This is a genomic window from Enterobacter sp. MGH 33, from assembly GCF_000534535.1.
Lineage (GTDB): Bacteria > Pseudomonadota > Gammaproteobacteria > Enterobacterales > Enterobacteriaceae > Enterobacter > Enterobacter hormaechei_C.
The window spans coordinates 1818249-1834907 of record NZ_KI973212.1 but is presented as its reverse complement, the minus strand read 5'-3'; the positions used below and the strand labels follow the sequence as shown (position 1 = coordinate 1834907).

Annotated in this window: 15 protein-coding genes; 6 read left to right on the top strand and 9 right to left on the bottom strand. The window is 58.0% G+C overall.

The annotated features are described in order from the left end of the window. Positions 1-66 precede the first annotated feature (66 nt). Positions 67-1299, bottom strand: a complete 1233-nt coding sequence (locus L379_RS15285; protein WP_023303359.1) for an MFS transporter — start codon at positions 1297-1299, stop codon at positions 67-69. Between the two features lie 167 nt (positions 1300-1466). On the opposite strand from L379_RS15285, the gene L379_RS15290 reads away from it, so the two are divergent. The 3 genes from L379_RS15290 (at position 1467) to deoR (ending at position 3637) form a co-directional block, all read left to right on the top strand. Continuing rightward, positions 1467-2195, top strand: a complete 729-nt coding sequence (locus tag L379_RS15290; protein WP_032653080.1) for a phosphatase PAP2 family protein — start codon at positions 1467-1469, stop codon at positions 2193-2195. Positions 2196-2202: 7 nt separating this feature from the next. Continuing rightward, positions 2203-2811 carry an undecaprenyl-diphosphate phosphatase gene (ybjG, locus tag L379_RS15295; RefSeq protein WP_032653078.1) on the top strand — a complete coding sequence of 203 codons (609 nt, stop codon included), beginning with the start codon at positions 2203-2205 and terminating at the stop codon, positions 2809-2811. Between the two features lie 67 nt (positions 2812-2878). Next, on the top strand, positions 2879-3637 hold the full coding sequence (gene deoR / locus L379_RS15300) for a DNA-binding transcriptional repressor DeoR (RefSeq protein ID WP_017384886.1): 759 nt from the start codon (positions 2879-2881) through the stop codon (positions 3635-3637). Between the two features lie 86 nt (positions 3638-3723). On the opposite strand, the gene dacC is transcribed toward deoR, so the two are convergent. Then, on the bottom strand, positions 3724-4929 hold the full coding sequence (dacC, locus tag L379_RS15305; protein ID WP_023296184.1) for a serine-type D-Ala-D-Ala carboxypeptidase: 1206 nt from the start codon (positions 4927-4929) through the stop codon (positions 3724-3726). 243 nt (positions 4930-5172) lie between these two features. Between dacC and L379_RS15310 the strand changes: the two genes are divergently transcribed. Then, positions 5173-5799, top strand: coding sequence for a glutathione S-transferase family protein (locus L379_RS15310; RefSeq protein ID WP_017384888.1), 627 nt, complete (start codon positions 5173-5175; stop codon positions 5797-5799). Here L379_RS15310 and L379_RS15315 read toward each other — a convergent pair whose 3' ends face one another. Together L379_RS15315 and bssR are read right to left on the bottom strand one after the other, a co-directional pair. Then, on the bottom strand, positions 5800-6918 hold the full coding sequence (locus L379_RS15315; RefSeq protein ID WP_017384889.1) for a PQQ-dependent sugar dehydrogenase: 1119 nt from the start codon (positions 6916-6918) through the stop codon (positions 5800-5802). 106 nt (positions 6919-7024) lie between these two features. Further along, entirely contained in the window at positions 7025-7408 is a 384-nt protein-coding gene (gene bssR / locus L379_RS15320; RefSeq protein WP_003858412.1) for a biofilm formation regulator BssR, read from the bottom strand. A 217-nt stretch (positions 7409-7625) separates the two neighbouring features. Between bssR and rimO the strand changes: the two genes are divergently transcribed. After that, complete coding sequence (gene rimO, locus L379_RS15325; protein WP_017693743.1) at positions 7626-8951, top strand: 30S ribosomal protein S12 methylthiotransferase RimO; 1326 nt, start codon at positions 7626-7628, stop codon at positions 8949-8951. A gap of 63 nt (positions 8952-9014) precedes the next feature. Here the strand turns inward: rimO and gsiD are convergent, their stop codons facing one another. Genes gsiD through iaaA form a run of 5 tightly spaced genes read right to left on the bottom strand, consistent with a single transcriptional unit; the run spans position 9015 to position 15237 of the window. Then, entirely contained in the window at positions 9015-9926 is a 912-nt protein-coding gene (gene gsiD / locus L379_RS15330) for a glutathione ABC transporter permease GsiD (protein ID WP_032653075.1), read from the bottom strand. Between the two features lies 1 nt (position 9927). Continuing rightward, positions 9928-10848 (bottom strand): glutathione ABC transporter permease GsiC, encoded by a 921-nt coding sequence (gsiC, locus tag L379_RS15335; protein ID WP_006809475.1) that lies wholly within the window; start codon positions 10846-10848, stop codon positions 9928-9930. Positions 10849-10853: 5 nt separating this feature from the next. Continuing rightward, a complete protein-coding gene (gene gsiB, locus L379_RS15340; protein ID WP_015571028.1) occupies positions 10854-12392 on the bottom strand; it encodes a glutathione ABC transporter substrate-binding protein GsiB in 1539 nt (512 codons plus the stop codon). A gap of 23 nt (positions 12393-12415) precedes the next feature. Then, on the bottom strand, positions 12416-14287 hold the full coding sequence (gene gsiA / locus L379_RS15345) for a glutathione ABC transporter ATP-binding protein GsiA (protein ID WP_023296179.1): 1872 nt from the start codon (positions 14285-14287) through the stop codon (positions 12416-12418). An 11-nt stretch (positions 14288-14298) separates the two neighbouring features. Next, a complete protein-coding gene (gene iaaA, locus L379_RS15350) occupies positions 14299-15237 on the bottom strand; it encodes a beta-aspartyl-peptidase (protein WP_032653073.1) in 939 nt (312 codons plus the stop codon). A 189-nt stretch (positions 15238-15426) separates the two neighbouring features. Between iaaA and moeA the strand changes: the two genes are divergently transcribed. Beyond that, on the top strand, positions 15427-16659 hold the full coding sequence (moeA, locus tag L379_RS15355; RefSeq protein WP_032653071.1) for a molybdopterin molybdotransferase MoeA: 1233 nt from the start codon (positions 15427-15429) through the stop codon (positions 16657-16659).

The window sequence follows — 16659 nt, the reverse complement described above, 5'->3', positions numbered from 1 at the left end:
CCTAACCCTCTCCCACAGGGAGAGGGGACTGTCCCGAGCTCGCCCACGGGGGAGAGGGAATAAGAATTACGGTTGCAGGGCGTTTCCGACGCGTTTGTCTTTCAGGAATACCACCATCAGGGCAATCCACAGCACGCCGTTGGCGAGGTTAAACAGGCTGAACAGTCCGTTACCGCCGAAAGCATAGGCATGCTTGCTCACCTCAATACCGACGGTGAAAATCAGCATTTGCAGCATCCCCATCGCGGCAGACACCGTGCCTTTACTCATTTCACTGGCGAACAGCGTCAGGCGCACCAGGCCGGCATTCGCCACGCCAATACCAAACGCATAAACGCTCAGCCCCGCCGTCATCCACAGGTACGCATGGGACGAGACTACGGTCGCCACCGCCGCGATAATCAGCCCTGCCGCTATGGGCCAGCCACCCATAATAATCAGCGAACGCACGGTACGGCGCGACGTCAGACGCGCCAGCACCAGGTTACCGATAATCAGCGCGCCAAAAATCGGCACCTGTAACAGGCCATACTCATAGCTGCTAAGCTGTTCGCCGCTGATGATAATGACCGGCGACTGGGCAATCCACGCCAGCAGCGGTAGGCTGACAAAGCCCGTCGCCAGCGCGCCCGCGACAAAACGACCGTTTTGCAGCACCGCCTTATAGTCACGCCCCAGCTCTTTAAGCGAGAGCTTTTCGCCCAGGCGGGTGGCGGTCTCCGGCATCGCACGGTGCAGCCCAAAGAAAGAGATGGCCGCAAGCGCGGCAAAGAGGACGAACATCCCTTCCCACGGCGCAACGTGGACCCATGCGGCTCCCACCAGCGGCCCCAGAAGCGGCGCAATCAGCGCCACGTTCGCCATCAGCGCGGTTATTTTGATACATACCGCCTCCTCAAACGACTCCTGAATAGCGGCGTAGCCCACGGCGCCAATAAAGCACAGGCTCACGCCCTGAAGGAAACGCAGCAGCGTGAATTGCTCAATGTTCTGCGCCAGCAGCGTGGCGAGACAGGTGACGATAAACCACACCACGCCCGTCAGCATCACCGGGCGGCGGCCAATACGATCCGACAGCGGCCCTAAAAGCCACTGTAAAAACATGCCGCCCGCCAGATAGGCGGTCATGGATGTAGGTACCCACTCAATACCTGCGTTGTACTGCTCAACCACAGCCAGCATGCCTGGCTGGATCATGTCGTTGCCGATGTAGGTAGAGAATTCGTAAAGCACCAGACACAGAGGAAAAAGTAACGCCTGACGACCCAGACGATTACCGGAAGAAGAACGGTTTATCATGCAATCTCTTTAGTATGAAAAAATCGCGATGAGTGTAATGAATTGCCGCTGTCTGAGATAGCATAATCACGTGAAAACACAGAAATAAGGCACTTATCGTTGTTGTTTAAGGTTTCCTTAAGTTGCCCTCCCTATGATAGTGCTATTTCACGTTATTGACCGAAACTATGACACACGCCGTCAGCCCTTCAGAATTATCTAAGTTACCGACAAATAAGACAAAAAGCCTTTACCGTTTTTCTGCCCGCTTTTATGGTTATCAGCTTTTCGGGCTGATCGTCCTTGCGCTGCTTTTTACCTGGCTTTCGCGCGATGAATCGCTTGACCGATGGATAACCGGCTTCTGGTATGACGCGGCGACGCACCATTTCCCGCTACAGCAAAACCCGCTGCTGGATCTGCTGAACCATCGGCTGGCGAAATATGTGACCATTGCGCTGGCTGCCGCATCGCTGATTTACGGCGCTTACAAACGCAATGCCCGGCTGGTGACGGCCGCGCTTCTGATGGGGCTGGGGGCGCTGGTAGTTGGGGTGCTGAAAAGCATAAGCCACCACAGCTGTCCGTGGGATCTGGTGGAGTATGGCGGCAAAGCCGTCTCGTATCCCCTGTTCAGCGCCGTTCCGGCAGACAGCGGACCGGGACGCTGCTTTCCCGGCGGACACGCCTCAAGCGGGTTTATGGTGATGGGGTTGTTTTTTGCCTTCTGGCGTGAACGTCCGCGCCTGGCATGGTCCTTTGTCGCGTTAGGCGTTGTTATGGGGCTGCTGATGGGATTCGGCCAGGTCATGCGCGGCGCGCATTTTTTCTCTCACAACCTGTGGGCCGGGTGGTGGGTCTGGTTTTCCCAGGTGCTGGTTTACGGGCTGGTTTCCACCTGGTTTGCTAAAGAGTAACGAGATTATGTTAGAAAATCTGAACTACGAACTGTTTTACCTGCTCAACGCCACGCCAGCATCACCGGAATGGATGATCGATCTCGCCACCTTCATTGCGAAAGATGTGATCAGCATTGTACCGGCGATGGCGGTGATCCTCTGGTTATGGGGACCTCGTACACAGGTCACCGCCCAGCGCCATCTGGTGATCAAAATGGCGATGGCGATCGGCGTGAGCGTGCTGGCAAGCTACGTGCTGGGCCACGCCTTTCCGCACGATCGTCCGTTTGTCGATCGCGTCGGCTACAACTTCCTGCACCATGCGCCGGATGACTCGTTCCCGAGCGATCACGGCACGGTGATCTTCACCTTTGCGCTGGCCTTCCTGTTCTGGCATCGCCTGTGGTCTGGCATGGTGCTGATGGGGGTGGCGGTCGCCATCGCCTGGTCCCGCGTCTACCTGGGCGTGCACTGGCCGCTGGATATGGTCGGCGGTTTCCTGGTGGGGCTGATGGGCTGCGTCAGCGCAGCCATCCTGTGGAGCCTCTTTGGTCCGGCGCTTTATCGTGGATTATCACAGGCCTATCGCGTTCTGTTTGCCCTTCCGATCCGCAAAGGCTGGATACGTGACTAACCCCGGTCCGTCAGGTTACACTTGAGCCCCCGCCCTGCGGGGGCTCACTTTTTTAGCCCGAGGATCTATGGAAACACGTCGCGATGACCGCATTGCTCAGCTACTTCAGGCGCTGAAGCGCAGCGATAAGCTGCATCTTAAGGAAGCCGCTACCCTGCTTGGCGTGTCTGAAATGACCATTCGTCGCGATCTGAACAGCGACAGCGCCCCCGTTGTGCTGCTTGGCGGGTATATTGTTCTGGAGCCGCGTAGCGCCAGCCATTATCTGTTAAGCGATCAAAAAACACGCCTGGTGGAAGAGAAGCGCAAAGCCGCGCGGCTCGCCGCCTCGCTGGTGCAGCCGCATCAAACGCTGTTTTTTGACTGCGGTACGACAACCCCGTGGATCATCGAGGCCATCGACAGCACCGTTCCCTTTACCGCCGTCTGTTATTCGCTAAACACCTTCCTGGCCTTGCAGGAGAAACCGGCGTGCCGGGTGATTTTGTGCGGCGGCGAGTTTCATGCCAGCAACGCCATCTTCAAACCGCTGAATATTCAGGACACGCTGAGCAATGTATGTCCGGATATCGCCTTTTACTCTGCGGCGGGTGTGAATGTGAAACAGGGGGCAACCTGTTTTAATCTTGAAGAGTTACCGGTGAAACAGTGGGCGCTCAACGCCGCACAGCAGCATGTGCTGGTGGTTGATCACAGTAAATTTGGCAAGGTTCGTCCGGCAAGGATGGGGGAACTGTCGCGCTTTGACGCCATCGTCAGTGATTGCCGCCCGGATGACGAGCTGGTGTCGTATGCAAAGGCGCAGCAGGTGAAGTTGATGTATTGAGGTTGTGCCGGGTGGCGGCTTCGCCTTACCCGGCCTACAACGGCTCAAACGAAGGCCGGGTAAGCGCAGCGCCACCCGGCAAAAACCTAGCTAAACCAGCTGCCAAACCAGCCGTGGAACTTCATTAATACAAAGTCCCACATCCGGCTGAAGAAGCCGCCCTCTTCCACCGCTTCCATCACCACCAGCGGACGCTGCTCAATGGATTTGCCGTTAAGCTGGAAATCTATCGTCCCGACCACCTGGCCTTTTTTCAACGGCGCGGTCAGCTGTGGCTCGGTCAGGGTATAGCTGGCTTTCAGGTTTTTCAGCTGACCGCGTGGAATGGTGACGGAACCCGCTTCACCTGCCCCCAGGTTCACTTCACTTTTATCCCCAAACCAGACGCGCTGGCTGACGAAGGTGGCGTCCGGCTTAATCGGCGTGACGGTTTCAAAGAAGCGGAAACCCCAGGTCAGCAGTTTTTCGGATTCATTAAAACGAATGCGGTCGGTTTTCGTCCCCAGCACCACCGAGATCAGGCGCATGTCGCCCTGCGTCGCAGAAGCCACCAGGTTGTATCCGGCCCCGGCGGTCGTCCCCGTTTTCATGCCGTCCACGTTAACGTTACTGCTCCAGAGCAGACGATTACGGTTAGGCTGGCGGATATTGTTGAAGGTAAACTCTTTCTCTTTATGGATGGCGTACTCATCCGGCACGTCATGGATCAGCGCTTTGCCCAGCAGCGCCATATCGCGCGCGGTACTGAACTGACCGGGCGCATCCAGGCCGTGAACGGTTTTAAAGGTGGTGTTGGTCAGACCCAGTTTTTGCGCGTAGCCATTCATCAACCCAATGAATGAGTCCTGACTGCCTGCGACGTAATCGGCCAGCGCAATACAGGCATCATTTCCCGACTGAATAATGACCCCTTTATTCAGATCGGAAACGGAGACCTGATCGCCGGGCTTCAGGAACATGACGGACGAGCCGCGCAGCGCCGGGTTACCCGTCGCCCAGGCATCTTTGCCGACGGTGACCATGTCATCCAGCTTGATCTTGCCCGCTTTCAACGCCTGGCCCACAACATAGCTGGTCATAATTTTCGTCAGGCTCGCCGGGTCGAGTTTTTCGTCGGCGTTACCTTCCGCCAGCACTTTCCCGCTGGCGTAATCCATCAGGATCCAGGCGCGCGCATCGACAGGCGGCGCTTCGGGCGCCGTCTGTTCCGCCGCATGGAGCGTTGGGGCAAAAAGGAAAAGCAGCGCCGATCCTGCCGCCAGGCTGCGCAGAGAAGAAGTTTTTTGCGTCATAAATGCCACCCGAGTGTCCATTCTAAAAATCACGTCACAATCACCGTGTCGCAAGAAGCGATGAGTAATAGCGCACTACAGCGTTCAAAGAAACCTGTTCCAGGTAAAGTTTTTAAAGTTTATGCAATAACATTCAGATACGCTTTGATTGCGGCGTTTTTTTTAGCATCTGTTGCGTAATTGTTAGGTTTATCTCACCATGGCGAAAAGCTGACTCGGATTCACATCTCATCGGGAGTAAATATGATTACGCTGTGGGGCAGGAACAATTCGACTAACGTGAAGAAAGTGCTCTGGACGCTGGAGGAGCTGGATTTACCGTTCAACCAAATCATGGCTGGCATGGCGTTCGGGGTGAATAAAGACGCCGACTATCTGGCGATGAACCCAAACGGACTGGTGCCGTTGCTGCGCGATGACGAGACAGACGCCACGCTGTGGGAGTCCAACACCATCGTGCGTTATCTCGCCGCGCAGTACGGCCAGGGTCGGCTGTGGGTTGAAAATCCAGCCCGCCGCGCGCAGGGCGAAAAATGGATGGACTGGGCAAACCAGACGCTTTCCCCCACGCACCGGGTGATCCTGATGGGGCTTGTCCGCACGCCGGAAGCCGAACGTGATTATCCCGCCATTCATGCCGCCCAGGACGCCTGCGAATCCCTGTTCGCGATGATGGACGACGAACTGGCGAAGCACGCCTGGTTCTCCGGCGACACCTTCGGCGTGGGCGATATCGCCGTCGCCCCCTTCGTCTGGAACCTCACTAACATGGGTCTTAGCTGGAGCCCGCGCCCTCACCTGGAGCGCTGGATCCAGCAGCTTAGCGAGCGCCCGGCGTATCGCAACGTGGTGATGATCCCGGTGACCTGATTACGACCTGGACGGGCTGACTTTCAGCAGTTGCCCGTCCGTCTCGTCAGTCAGCACGTACAGATAGCCATCCGGCCCGACGCGCACATCGCGAATACGCTGATCTTTATCGCCCAGAATGCGTCCGTCCTCCGTCACGCTATTGCCCTTCACGCTCAGCACGATGACGTCTTTCTCCTTCAGCGCGCCGATAAACAGCTTGTTTTTCCACTGCGGGAAGACGTCGCTGTTGTAGAACGCCATGCCGCTGACGGCGGGCGATACTTTCCAGACAAACAGCGGCTTTTCGGTGCCCTCAACGTGCTCGCCTTTCGCTTCCGGGATTTTCAGGCCGCTGTAATTGATCCCGTGCGTCGCCAGGGGCCAGCCGTAGTTTTTGCCCTTCTCAGGAATGTTAATCTCATCCCCACCGCGTGGTCCGTGTTCGTTGAGCCACAGCGTGTCGCTCCACGGATTCATCGCCATCCCCTGCGGGTTGCGAATGCCATAGGACCAGATTTCAGGGCGCGCACCGGCGGTGTTCACAAACGGATTATCCGGCGGCACTTTTCCGTCCTCCGTCAGGCGCACCACCTTGCCCTGAAGCTTGTCCAGCTCCTGCGCCGTCGGGCGCTGGTTGTTTTCACCCAGGCCAATAAAGAGATAGCCTTTGCCGTCGAACACCAGCCGTCCGCCAAAGTGGTTGCCGGTAGAGAGCTTCGGCATCTGTCGGAACACCACCTGGAAGCCCTCAATGCGCGAAAGGTCATCGCTCAACCGCCCGTAGCCCACGGCGGTACCCGCTTTGCCATCATTACCTGCCTCGGCGAAGCTGAGCCAGACCCGCCGTGACTGTGCAAAATCCGGGGCCAGCGCGACGTCCAGCAGTCCGCCCTGGCCGCTCGCCCACACTTTCGGCACGCCGACAATCGGATCGGAGAGCCCTTTTCCTGCCTGCCAGTGCTTAAGCTGCCCGTCTTTGAGCGTGATGAGCAGCCCCTTGTTATCTGGCAAAAACGCCAGCGACCAGGGGTGATCCAGTTTTGTCTGTAGCACGTCGACCTTAACCGTCTCAGGCGCTGCAAGCAGTGAAAGCGGGAATAACAAGACTGGAAGGAAAATCAGCGAGGATCGAGGCATAACGCACTCCTTTATCGACATATGGCTTAAAGATTAGCCACTGTTCCCGGGTGCGTTACCACTTTTACAAAAGCTTAATCAGAAGGGGGAGTCGCCTCCCCCGGGTTCAGTGCCGGGCAAGCGTTTCCGGCTTGTTCAGACACATGATGCAAAGCGCGAGCGTGGTCAGGCAGTTTTCAAGCTTCTCCGCGTTAACGGCAATAAAATTCGGGCAGTCGTGACGTCCGTTCATCAAACAGACCCCGGCGATGGAGAGCACCTCGGCGGCGCGGCGCAGCGCCACTAATTCGCTTTCAGCGTAGTGCGCTTTCAGGATGGGTGCTTTTTCACGCATGAAATTGCAAAGTTCAAAGAAGTTATCACGCAGATTTTCGCTTTCGCTGACTGACATATACCCTTTCGCCTTGCGGAGTTGCAGATATGCGGCCAGGTCGATTCGGGCGTTGATCAGCTTGTTAAGCAGATCGCGTTTCAGTCTGTCAACGGACATGCTACTTCCTCCCCTGTCAGCCATGTTACCTTATTAAGGATAAGGTCATTTTTTGTACAATGTAATGCCTGAGATCAATAAACGATAACTGATTAACATTCTTTACAATGTTACAACGATTGCCCGCCTCAACTGCGCCATCAAGAGTGTATAAATCCCCCGCGATACGCTGTAAAATCCCGCCCTGATAACTCCATAATTGATGAATTTTTAACCTATGAGCAATGTTACGCACCCGCCGAAAATCGGCTTTGTCTCCCTCGGCTGCCCGAAGAACCTGGTGGACTCCGAACGCATCCTGACTGAACTTCGCACTGAAGGCTATGACGTGGTGCCAAGCTACGACAACGCCGACATGGTGATCGTCAACACCTGCGGGTTCATTGACAGCGCGGTCCAGGAGTCACTGGAAGCCATTGGTGAAGCCCTGACGGAAAACGGCAAAGTGATTGTCACCGGCTGCCTGGGCGCGAAGGTGGATCAGATCCGCGAAGTGCACCCGAAAGTGCTGGAGATCACCGGCCCGCACAGCTACGAGCAGGTGCTGGAACATGTTCATCACTACGTCCCCAAACCAAAGCACAACCCGTTCCTGAGCCTGGTGCCGGAACAGGGCGTGAAGCTGACGCCGCGCCACTACGCCTACCTGAAAATTTCCGAAGGCTGCAACCATCGCTGTACCTTCTGCATCATACCGTCGATGCGTGGCGATCTGGTGAGCCGTCCGATTGGCGAGGTGCTGGCAGAAGCCAAACGCCTGGCCGACGCGGGCGTGAAGGAGCTGCTGGTCATCTCCCAGGACACCTCCGCCTACGGTGTGGACGTCAAACACCGCTCCGGTTTCCACAACGGCGAGCCGGTGAAAACCAGCATGGTCGGCCTGTGCGAGCAGCTGGCTAAGCTCGGGATCTGGACGCGCCTGCACTACGTCTACCCTTATCCGCACGTTGACGATGTGATCCCGCTGATGGCGGAAGGCAAAATCCTGCCGTATCTGGATATCCCGCTACAGCACGCCAGCCCGCGCATTCTGAAGCTGATGAAACGTCCTGGCTCCGTGGATCGCCAACTGGCGCGCATCAAGCAGTGGCGTGAGATCTGCCCGGATCTGACCCTGCGCTCCACCTTTATTGTCGGCTTCCCGGGTGAAACCGAAGAAGATTTCCAGATGCTGCTCGACTTCCTGAAAGAGGCGCGTCTGGATCGCGTCGGCTGCTTCAAGTACAGCCCGGTTGAAGGCGCAACGGCCAACGAGCTGGCGGACCAGGTACCGGAAGAGGTAAAAGAGGAGCGCTGGAACCGCTTTATGCAGCTGCAACAGCAGATCTCTGCTGAACGCTTGCAGGAGAAAGTGGGCCGCGAAATTCTGGTGATTATCGACGAAGTGGACGAAGAAGGCGCGATTGGCCGCAGCATGGCGGATGCACCGGAAATCGATGGCGCGGTGTACCTGAACGGCGAAACACAGGTTAAGCCGGGTGATATTATTCGCGTGAAGGTTGAAAACGCGGATGAGTATGACCTGTGGGGTAGCCGGGTTTAAACACCCTGCTTCCCTTTTGTAGGCCGGGTAAGGCGTAGCCGCCACCCGGCACATTCCACAGCACTACCCTTTTATCCGCGGATCCAGCGCGTCGCGCAGCCCATCCCCCAGCAGGTTAAACGCCAGCACGGTCAGGAAAATCGCCAGGCTCGGGAAGATCGCCACGTGTGGCGCAATCACCATATCCGCCCGCGCCTCGTTCAGCATCGCGCCCCACTCCGGCGTCGGCGGCTGTGCCCCTAACCCCAGAAACGACAGGCTGGCCGCCGAGATAATCGACACGCCTATGCGCATGGTGAAATAGACCACGATAGACGAGACCGTTCCCGGCAGAATATGGCTGAACAGGATGGTGGCATCGCTGGCTCCCATGCTGCGCGCCGACTCGATAAAGGTCTGCTGCTTCAGCACCAGCGTGTTGCCACGTACCAGACGCGCGAAAGCGGGAATCGAGAATACCGCCACGGCGATAATGACGTTCGCCATGCCGCTGCCCATCACCGCCACCACGGCAATCGCCAGCAGAATACCGGGAAAGGCAAACAGCACGTCGCAGATACGCATGATGATGCGGTCCCACCAGCCTTCGTAGTACCCGGCCACCAGCCCCAGCACGGTGCCAATTGCTGCGCCCATCAGCACCGCGAAGACCCCGGCCGCCAGTGAGATCTGCGCCCCTACCAGCACGCGGCTGAATATATCGCGCCCGAGCGAGTCCACGCCAAACCAGCGCATCATCGACGGACCATCGTTCAGCCGGTCGTAGTCGAAGTAGTTTTCCGCATCAAACGGGGCTATCCAGGGGGCGATAATCGCCACCAGGATCAGCAGTAACACAAACAACCCGGCGACCATAGCGACGGGCTGACGACGGAATCGACGCCAGAACTCAACCCACGGGGTGCGAATATGGTCCGGCCTGATCCCCGGCATAGCGTTTAAAATGGCCTGGCGACGCCAGTTCAGTAATCGCATCTTACTTATACCTGATGGCCGGGTTAATGGCGGCGTAAAGCACATCCACCACTAAGTTGATAAGAATAAACTCCAGCGAGAAAAGCAGGACTTCAGCCTGAATAACCGGATAGTCACGCATATCGACCGAGTCGACCAGCAGGCGCCCCAGCCCCGGCCAGTTAAAGACCTTCTCAACCACGATAGAGCCCCCCAGCAGGAAGCCGAACTGTAGCCCCATCATCGTGACCACCGGGATCATCGCATTACGAAAACCATGCTTCAGAATGACCCATTTCTCACTCACCCCTTTTGCCCGCGCGGTGCGAATGTAATCTTCGCTCAGCACGTCGACAAACGAGGCGCGGGTAAACCGGGCCATAACCGCCGCAACGGCCGCGCCTAGCGTCATAGAGGGCAGAATGTAGTGCTTCCAGGTGTCGGCCCCGACGGTCGGCAACCAGCCCAGCTCGACGGAGAAAATCTGCATCAGCAGCATGCCCAGCGCAAACGCCGGGAAAGAGATGCCGGTGACCGCCAGCGCCATACCGAGCTTATCCGGCCAGCGGTTGCGCCAGACGGCGGCGACAATCCCCGCCCCCAGGCCAAAGACAACCGCCCAGCTCATACTGGCAATCGTTAACCAGAAGGTAGGCATAAAGCGGCTGGCAATCTCCTCCGACACCGGACGACGCGACACCATTGAGATGCCGAAATCGCCCTGAAGGACATTGCCAATGTAACGCAGAAATTGCCTGTACAGCGGTTGGTCAAGACCGAGCTGTTTACGCACCAGTTCAATAACCGTCGCATCCGCTTCCGGTCCGGCAATCAAACGCGCCGGATCGCCGGGCAGCATATGGACAAACAAAAACACCAGCACGGCCACAATCAGCAGCGTCGGGATAAGCCCCAGCAGGCGTTTACACACATAATTCAGCATGAGTTTTATTTCAAATCCGCGTCATCAAAGCTAAAGCCCGTATCCGGCATGATGTAAAAACCGGTCAGCGCTTTGTTGTGGGCTGAGACCAGTTTTTCCACCACCAGCGGCACCCACGGCGACTCTTTCCAGATAATGTCCTGCGCCTCTTTGTACAGGCGTGCTTTCTCTTCCGGTTTGGTGGTTTTTAGGGCATCGGCCAGATCTTTATCCACCTGCGGATTACTGTAGAACGCGGTATTGAACAGCGTTGGCGGCCAGTTCTGGGAAGCAAACAGCGGCGACAGGGACCAGTCCGCTTCTCCGGTTGAAGCCGTCCAGCCGGTGTAGAACATCCGCACTCCGCTCTCTTTCTGTCCTTTGCCTTCCACTTCCGCCGCTCGCTGTCCGGCATCCATCGCCGTAACCCTGGCTTTAATGCCCACCTGCGCCAGCTGCTGCTGGGTAAATTGCAGCACCTTCTGCGCGGTACTGTGGTTATGCGACGACCACAGCGTAGTGCTAAAGCCGTTCGGATAGCCCGCCTCTTTCAGCAGTTCCCGCGCTTTCGCCGGATCGTAAGGCCACGGCTGATAGCTTTGCGCGTACTCAATGGTTGGCGGCATCACGCCCGTCGCCGGGGTGGCGTAGCCGGCAAAGGCCACCTTCACCAGCGCCTGGCGGTTAATGGCGTAGTTGATGGCTTCACGCACCTTCGGGTTATCAAACGGTTTCTGCGTGACGTTCATGCTGATGTAGCGCTGCATAATCGACGGGCTGGCCACCAGTTCCAGCTTGCTGTTTTTCGCCAGCAGCGCCGCCTGTTCGTACGGGATCGGGAAGGCAAACTGCGCTTCGCCGGTTTGCAGCATTGCGGCGCGGGTGTTGTTGTCCACTACCGGCCGCCAGGTGATGGTATCCAGCTTCGGCAGCCCCTGCTGCCAGTATCCGGCGAATTTTTTCACCTTCACAAAATCGGTCTGGTTCCAGGTGAGCAGTTCGTACGGTCCGGTCCCCACCGGGTGGAAGCCAATCTCTTTGCCGTATTTTTTCAGGGCGGCGGGGGAAATCATCGCCGTCGCGGGATGCGCCAGGATATTGATGAACGCCGAGAACGGCTCTTTGAGGGTGATCTTCACCGTCGCCGGATCAACCACCTCGGTTTGGGCGATATTTTTATACAGGTTGTAGCGTTTAAGACCGTTTTCCGGATTGCTGGCACGATCCAGGTTGACCTTAACCGCCTCGGCGTTGAAGTCGGTGCCATCCTGGAACTTCACGCCGGTACGGAGCTTAACGGTATAGACCAGCCCGTCGTCCGACACGGTATAGCCTTCCGCCAGCACGTTTTTCAGCTTCATTTCGCGGTCCAGGCCGAACAGCCCCTGGTAGAAGGATTTTGCCACCGCCTGAGAAAGAGTGTCGTTGGCATCATACGGATCCAGGGTCGTGAAGTTAGACCCCACAGCCACCACCACATCTTTCGCCGCGAACGCGGGGGCGGCGGCCAGCGCAGCCGTCACGCTCGCGGCCAGCAGCCATTTACGAGCAACAAAAGGAACCATTGTGTTCTCCTGCCTGTTGTAAGTTATAACCGCGAGAATGCATTGCCCTGACGCGGTGGTGCGACAAAATGACCGGGTCCCACCTCACGCAGCGCCACGCGCTCCAGGGTTTCGCCCCGTTTACGAATATTGCTCGGCATTTCGTCCTGCAACAGCACGCGCTGGGCGTGACGATGCTCAGGATCGGCAACCGGTACGGCAGCCATCAGCTTGCGGGTGTACGGATGCTGCGGGTTTTCAAACACCGCCCGACGGGGGCCGATTTCAACAATTTGCCCCATGTACATCACTGCCACGCGATGGCTGATCCGCTCCACCACCGCCATATCGTGGGAGATAAACAGAAACGCAATGCCCAAATCCCGCTGTAAATCGAGCAGGAGATTGATGATTTGCGCGCGGATAGAGACATCCAGCGCTGACACGGACTCATCCGCAATCACCACTTTCGGATTGAGGGCCAATGCCCTCGCAATGCAGATACGCTGACGCTGACCGCCAGAAAATTCGTGCGGATAACGCCAGGCATGCTCCGGCTTCAGGCCCACGCGCTCCAGCAGCCATGCGACGCGGCGCTGCGCGGCTTCACCGTCGAGCAGGTTATGCACCCGCAGTGGCTCCATAATCGAGTACCCCACCGTATGGCGCGGATCGAGCGACGCATAAGGATCCTGGAATATAAACTGAATATCCCGGCGCACCGCCTGCAATTTACTGTTAGGGAGCGTGTCGATGCGCTCACCGTTGAAGGTGATGCTCCCCTCCTGCGACGCCACCAGCCTGAGCAGCGCCCGCCCGGTGGTGGATTTACCGCAGCCGGACTCCCCCACCAGCGCCAGCGTTTCGCCCGGCCAGAGATCAAAACTGACGTTTTCAACCGCATGCACTTCGCGCTTCACGCGATTGAGGATCCCGCTACGCAGCGGGAAACGGGTCACCAGGTCACGCACTTCGAGGATTGGCCTGCCGGGAACCACCGTATCCTGCTCGGTTTCGTCTTCCTGCTGGCCCTGTTCGGTCTGTGAGAACAGCGGAAAACGGCGCGGAAAATCACTGCCATTCATGGCCCCCAGACGCGGGACCGCCGCCAGCAGCGCTTTGGTATAAGGATGCACCGGCGCATGAAAGACCTGCTCCACCGTGCCGGTTTCCACGGCATTGCCCTGATGCATAACCAGCACCCGATCGGCAATATCCGCCACCACCCCCATATCGTGGGTGATGAAAATCACCCCCATCTCCATCTCCTGCTGCAATACCTTAATCAGTTGCAGGATCTGGGCCTGAATGGTGACATCCAGCGCCGTGGTGGGTTCGTCCGCAATGAGCACCGCCGGACGGCACGACAGCGCCATCGCAATCATCACCCGCTGGCGCATGCCGCCGGAAAGCTGATGCGGATAGCGGGACAAAATCGCGTGCGCCTCAGGGATACGCACCAGCTCCAGCATCCGTTTTGCTTCGTTGAGCGCCTCATCACCGCTCAGTCCCTGATGCAGGCGGATAGATTCGGCAATCTGCTCACCCACCGGAAAAACCGGGTTCAGGGAGGTCATCGGCTCCTGAAAAATCATCGCAATATCTGCCCCGCGCACCCCCTGCATCTGGGACGCACTCAGCTCGTTGAGATCGATAACCTGACGGTTGCGACGGCGCAACAGCATCCGCTCGCTGGTGACCTGCCCGCCCGTCTGCTCAAGCAGACGCATCAGCGCCAGCGCGGTAACGGATTTACCGGAACCTGATTCGCCAACAATCGCCAGCGTCTCGCCGCGCCTGAGCGAAAACGATAAATTCTGTACTGCGGGGATGAACTGCCGCTCTTCCTGAAACGCAATATTCAGTTGGTGGACAGCCAGCACTTCGCAGTTGTCCAGCTCTTCACGGTGCGGCACGCAATGCCCCCTTATTCACGATAAATGCCTGTGCTGGGCGCATCGCCGGCATACCCCCACGCCCGGTACATCCCTTCACTGTTGAACGGCAGAGCCACGTTGCCCTCCCGATCCACCGCAATTAAGCCGCCAATCCCGCCCAGCGCCGGCAGTTTCTCCATCACTACCCGCTCGCAGGCCTCACTCAGGCTTAATCCGCCGTAATCCATTAGCGCGGTAATGTCGTAGGCCGCCAGCGCGCGGATAAACACTTCGCCGGTGCCGGTGCATGACACCGCCGCGGTGGCGTTATTGGCGTAACACCCGGCCCCCGGCAGCGGGCTGTCGCCGACGCGACCGGGAAGTTTGTTGGTCATACCGCCTGTCGACGTCGCGGCGGCGAGGTTACCGGCTTTATCCAGCGCCACCGCGCCTACCGTGCCCATTTTGCTGCGTTCATCGAGCGGCGCGGCATGGTCCAGCTGCGTCATCCCCGCTGTACGGGCGTCCACCAGTTGCCGGTAACGCTCCTCGGTGGAGAAAAGATCGGGCGAGATCGTGTCCATCCCGTGCTCGACGGCAAATTTTTCCGCCCCCGCCCCGGCCAGCAGCACATGCGGGCTTTGTTCCATCACCAGACGCGCGGCCAGCACCGGATTACGCAGACGGCTGACGCCTGCTACCGCGCCCGCCTTCAGGGTGACGCCGTCCATCACGCAGGCATCCAGCTCGTGCGTTTCATCGCGCGTAAAGACCGAGCCAATACCGGCATTAAACAGCGGGCACTCCTCCAGCAGACGTACTGCTTCGGTCACCACGTCCAGCGCGCTGTCGCCCACTTCCAGCATCCGCTGGCCTGTTTCCACAATGGCGTTCAGCGCATCAATATAACGCTTCTCCTGCTCGGGACTGAGCTGTGCACGGGTGATTGCCCCGGCACCGCCATGAATTGCGATAACCGCTTTACTCATTTCGCATCACCCATCAGCCTGGCTGGCTGCTTTTTCTATAAATATCATTATCGTCGACGAATCTTCAGATGATTTTTGAATATAGAAAGACGCAACTGTGATGTAAAGCGTACACCCATCGGGTCATACAGTTAGCCGCACTTTTCTGCCATAATGAGCGCTTTCGTTGTTACTCCGCAGGAGCCCACCATGGATTTTACCGCCGGACTGATGCCGCTTGAGACGGCACTCTCGCAGATGCTTGACCGCATTACTCCACTGCACGACGTTGAGACACTGCCGCTTGTGCGCTGTTTTGGCCGTATTGCCGCGCGCGATATCGTCTCGCCGCTGAACGTGCCGGGGTTCGATAACGCGGCGATGGACGGCTATGCCGTACGTCTGGCGGATCTGCAAACGGGTCAGCCGCTGCCGGTGGCAGGTAAAGCGTTTGCCGGGCAGCCGTTCAACGGTGAGTGGCCAGCGGGCACCTGCGTGCGCATTATGACCGGCGCACCGGTGCCAAAGGGCTGTGAAGCCGTGGTGATGCAGGAAGAGACCGAACAAACGGACGAAGGCGTGCGCTTTACCGCCAGCGTCAAAGCGGGACAAAATATCCGCCACATCGGGGAAGACATTACCCTGGGCGCAACGGTCTTTGCCGCCGGGCAAAAGCTGACGGTCGCCGAACTGCCGGTGCTGGCATCGCTTGGCATCGCGGAGATTGACGTGGTCCGCAAAGTGCGCGTGGCGGTGTTCTCCACGGGAGACGAGCTACAGCTTCCGGGTCAGCCGCTGAACGAGGGGCAGATTTACGACACCAACCGTCTGGCGGTGCACCTGATGCTTGAGCAGCTGGGCTGTGAGGTGATTAACCTCGGTATCATTCCTGACGATCCGCAAAAACTGCGCGCGGCGTTTATCGACGCTGACGCCTCTGCCGACGTGGTGATCAGCTCCGGCGGCGTATCGGTTGGCGAAGCGGATTACACCAAAACCCTGCTTGAAGAGCTGGGCGAAATCGCCTTCTGGAAACTGGCGATTAAACCGGGCAAACCGTTCGCGTTTGGCAAACTTCCGCACAGCTGGTTCTGTGGCCTGCCGGGTAACCCGGTCTCTGCCGCGCTGACCTTCTACCAGCTGGTGATCCCGCTGCTGGCGAAGCTTTCAGGCAACAATGCCAGCCCGCTGCCGGAGCGTGTGCGCGTGCGGGCGGCAACGCGCCTCAAAAAATCACCGGGCCGTCTCGATTTCCAGCGCGGCATTCTGGCGCGCAACGCCGACGGCGAGCTGGAGGTGAGCACCACCGGGCATCAGGGTTCGCACATCTTTAGCTCCTTCAGTCAGGGGAACTGCTTTATCGTACTGGAGCGCGATCGCGGCCACGTTGAGGCGGGCGAATGGGTTGAAGTGGAACGCTTTAACCACCTGTTCGGAGGCTGA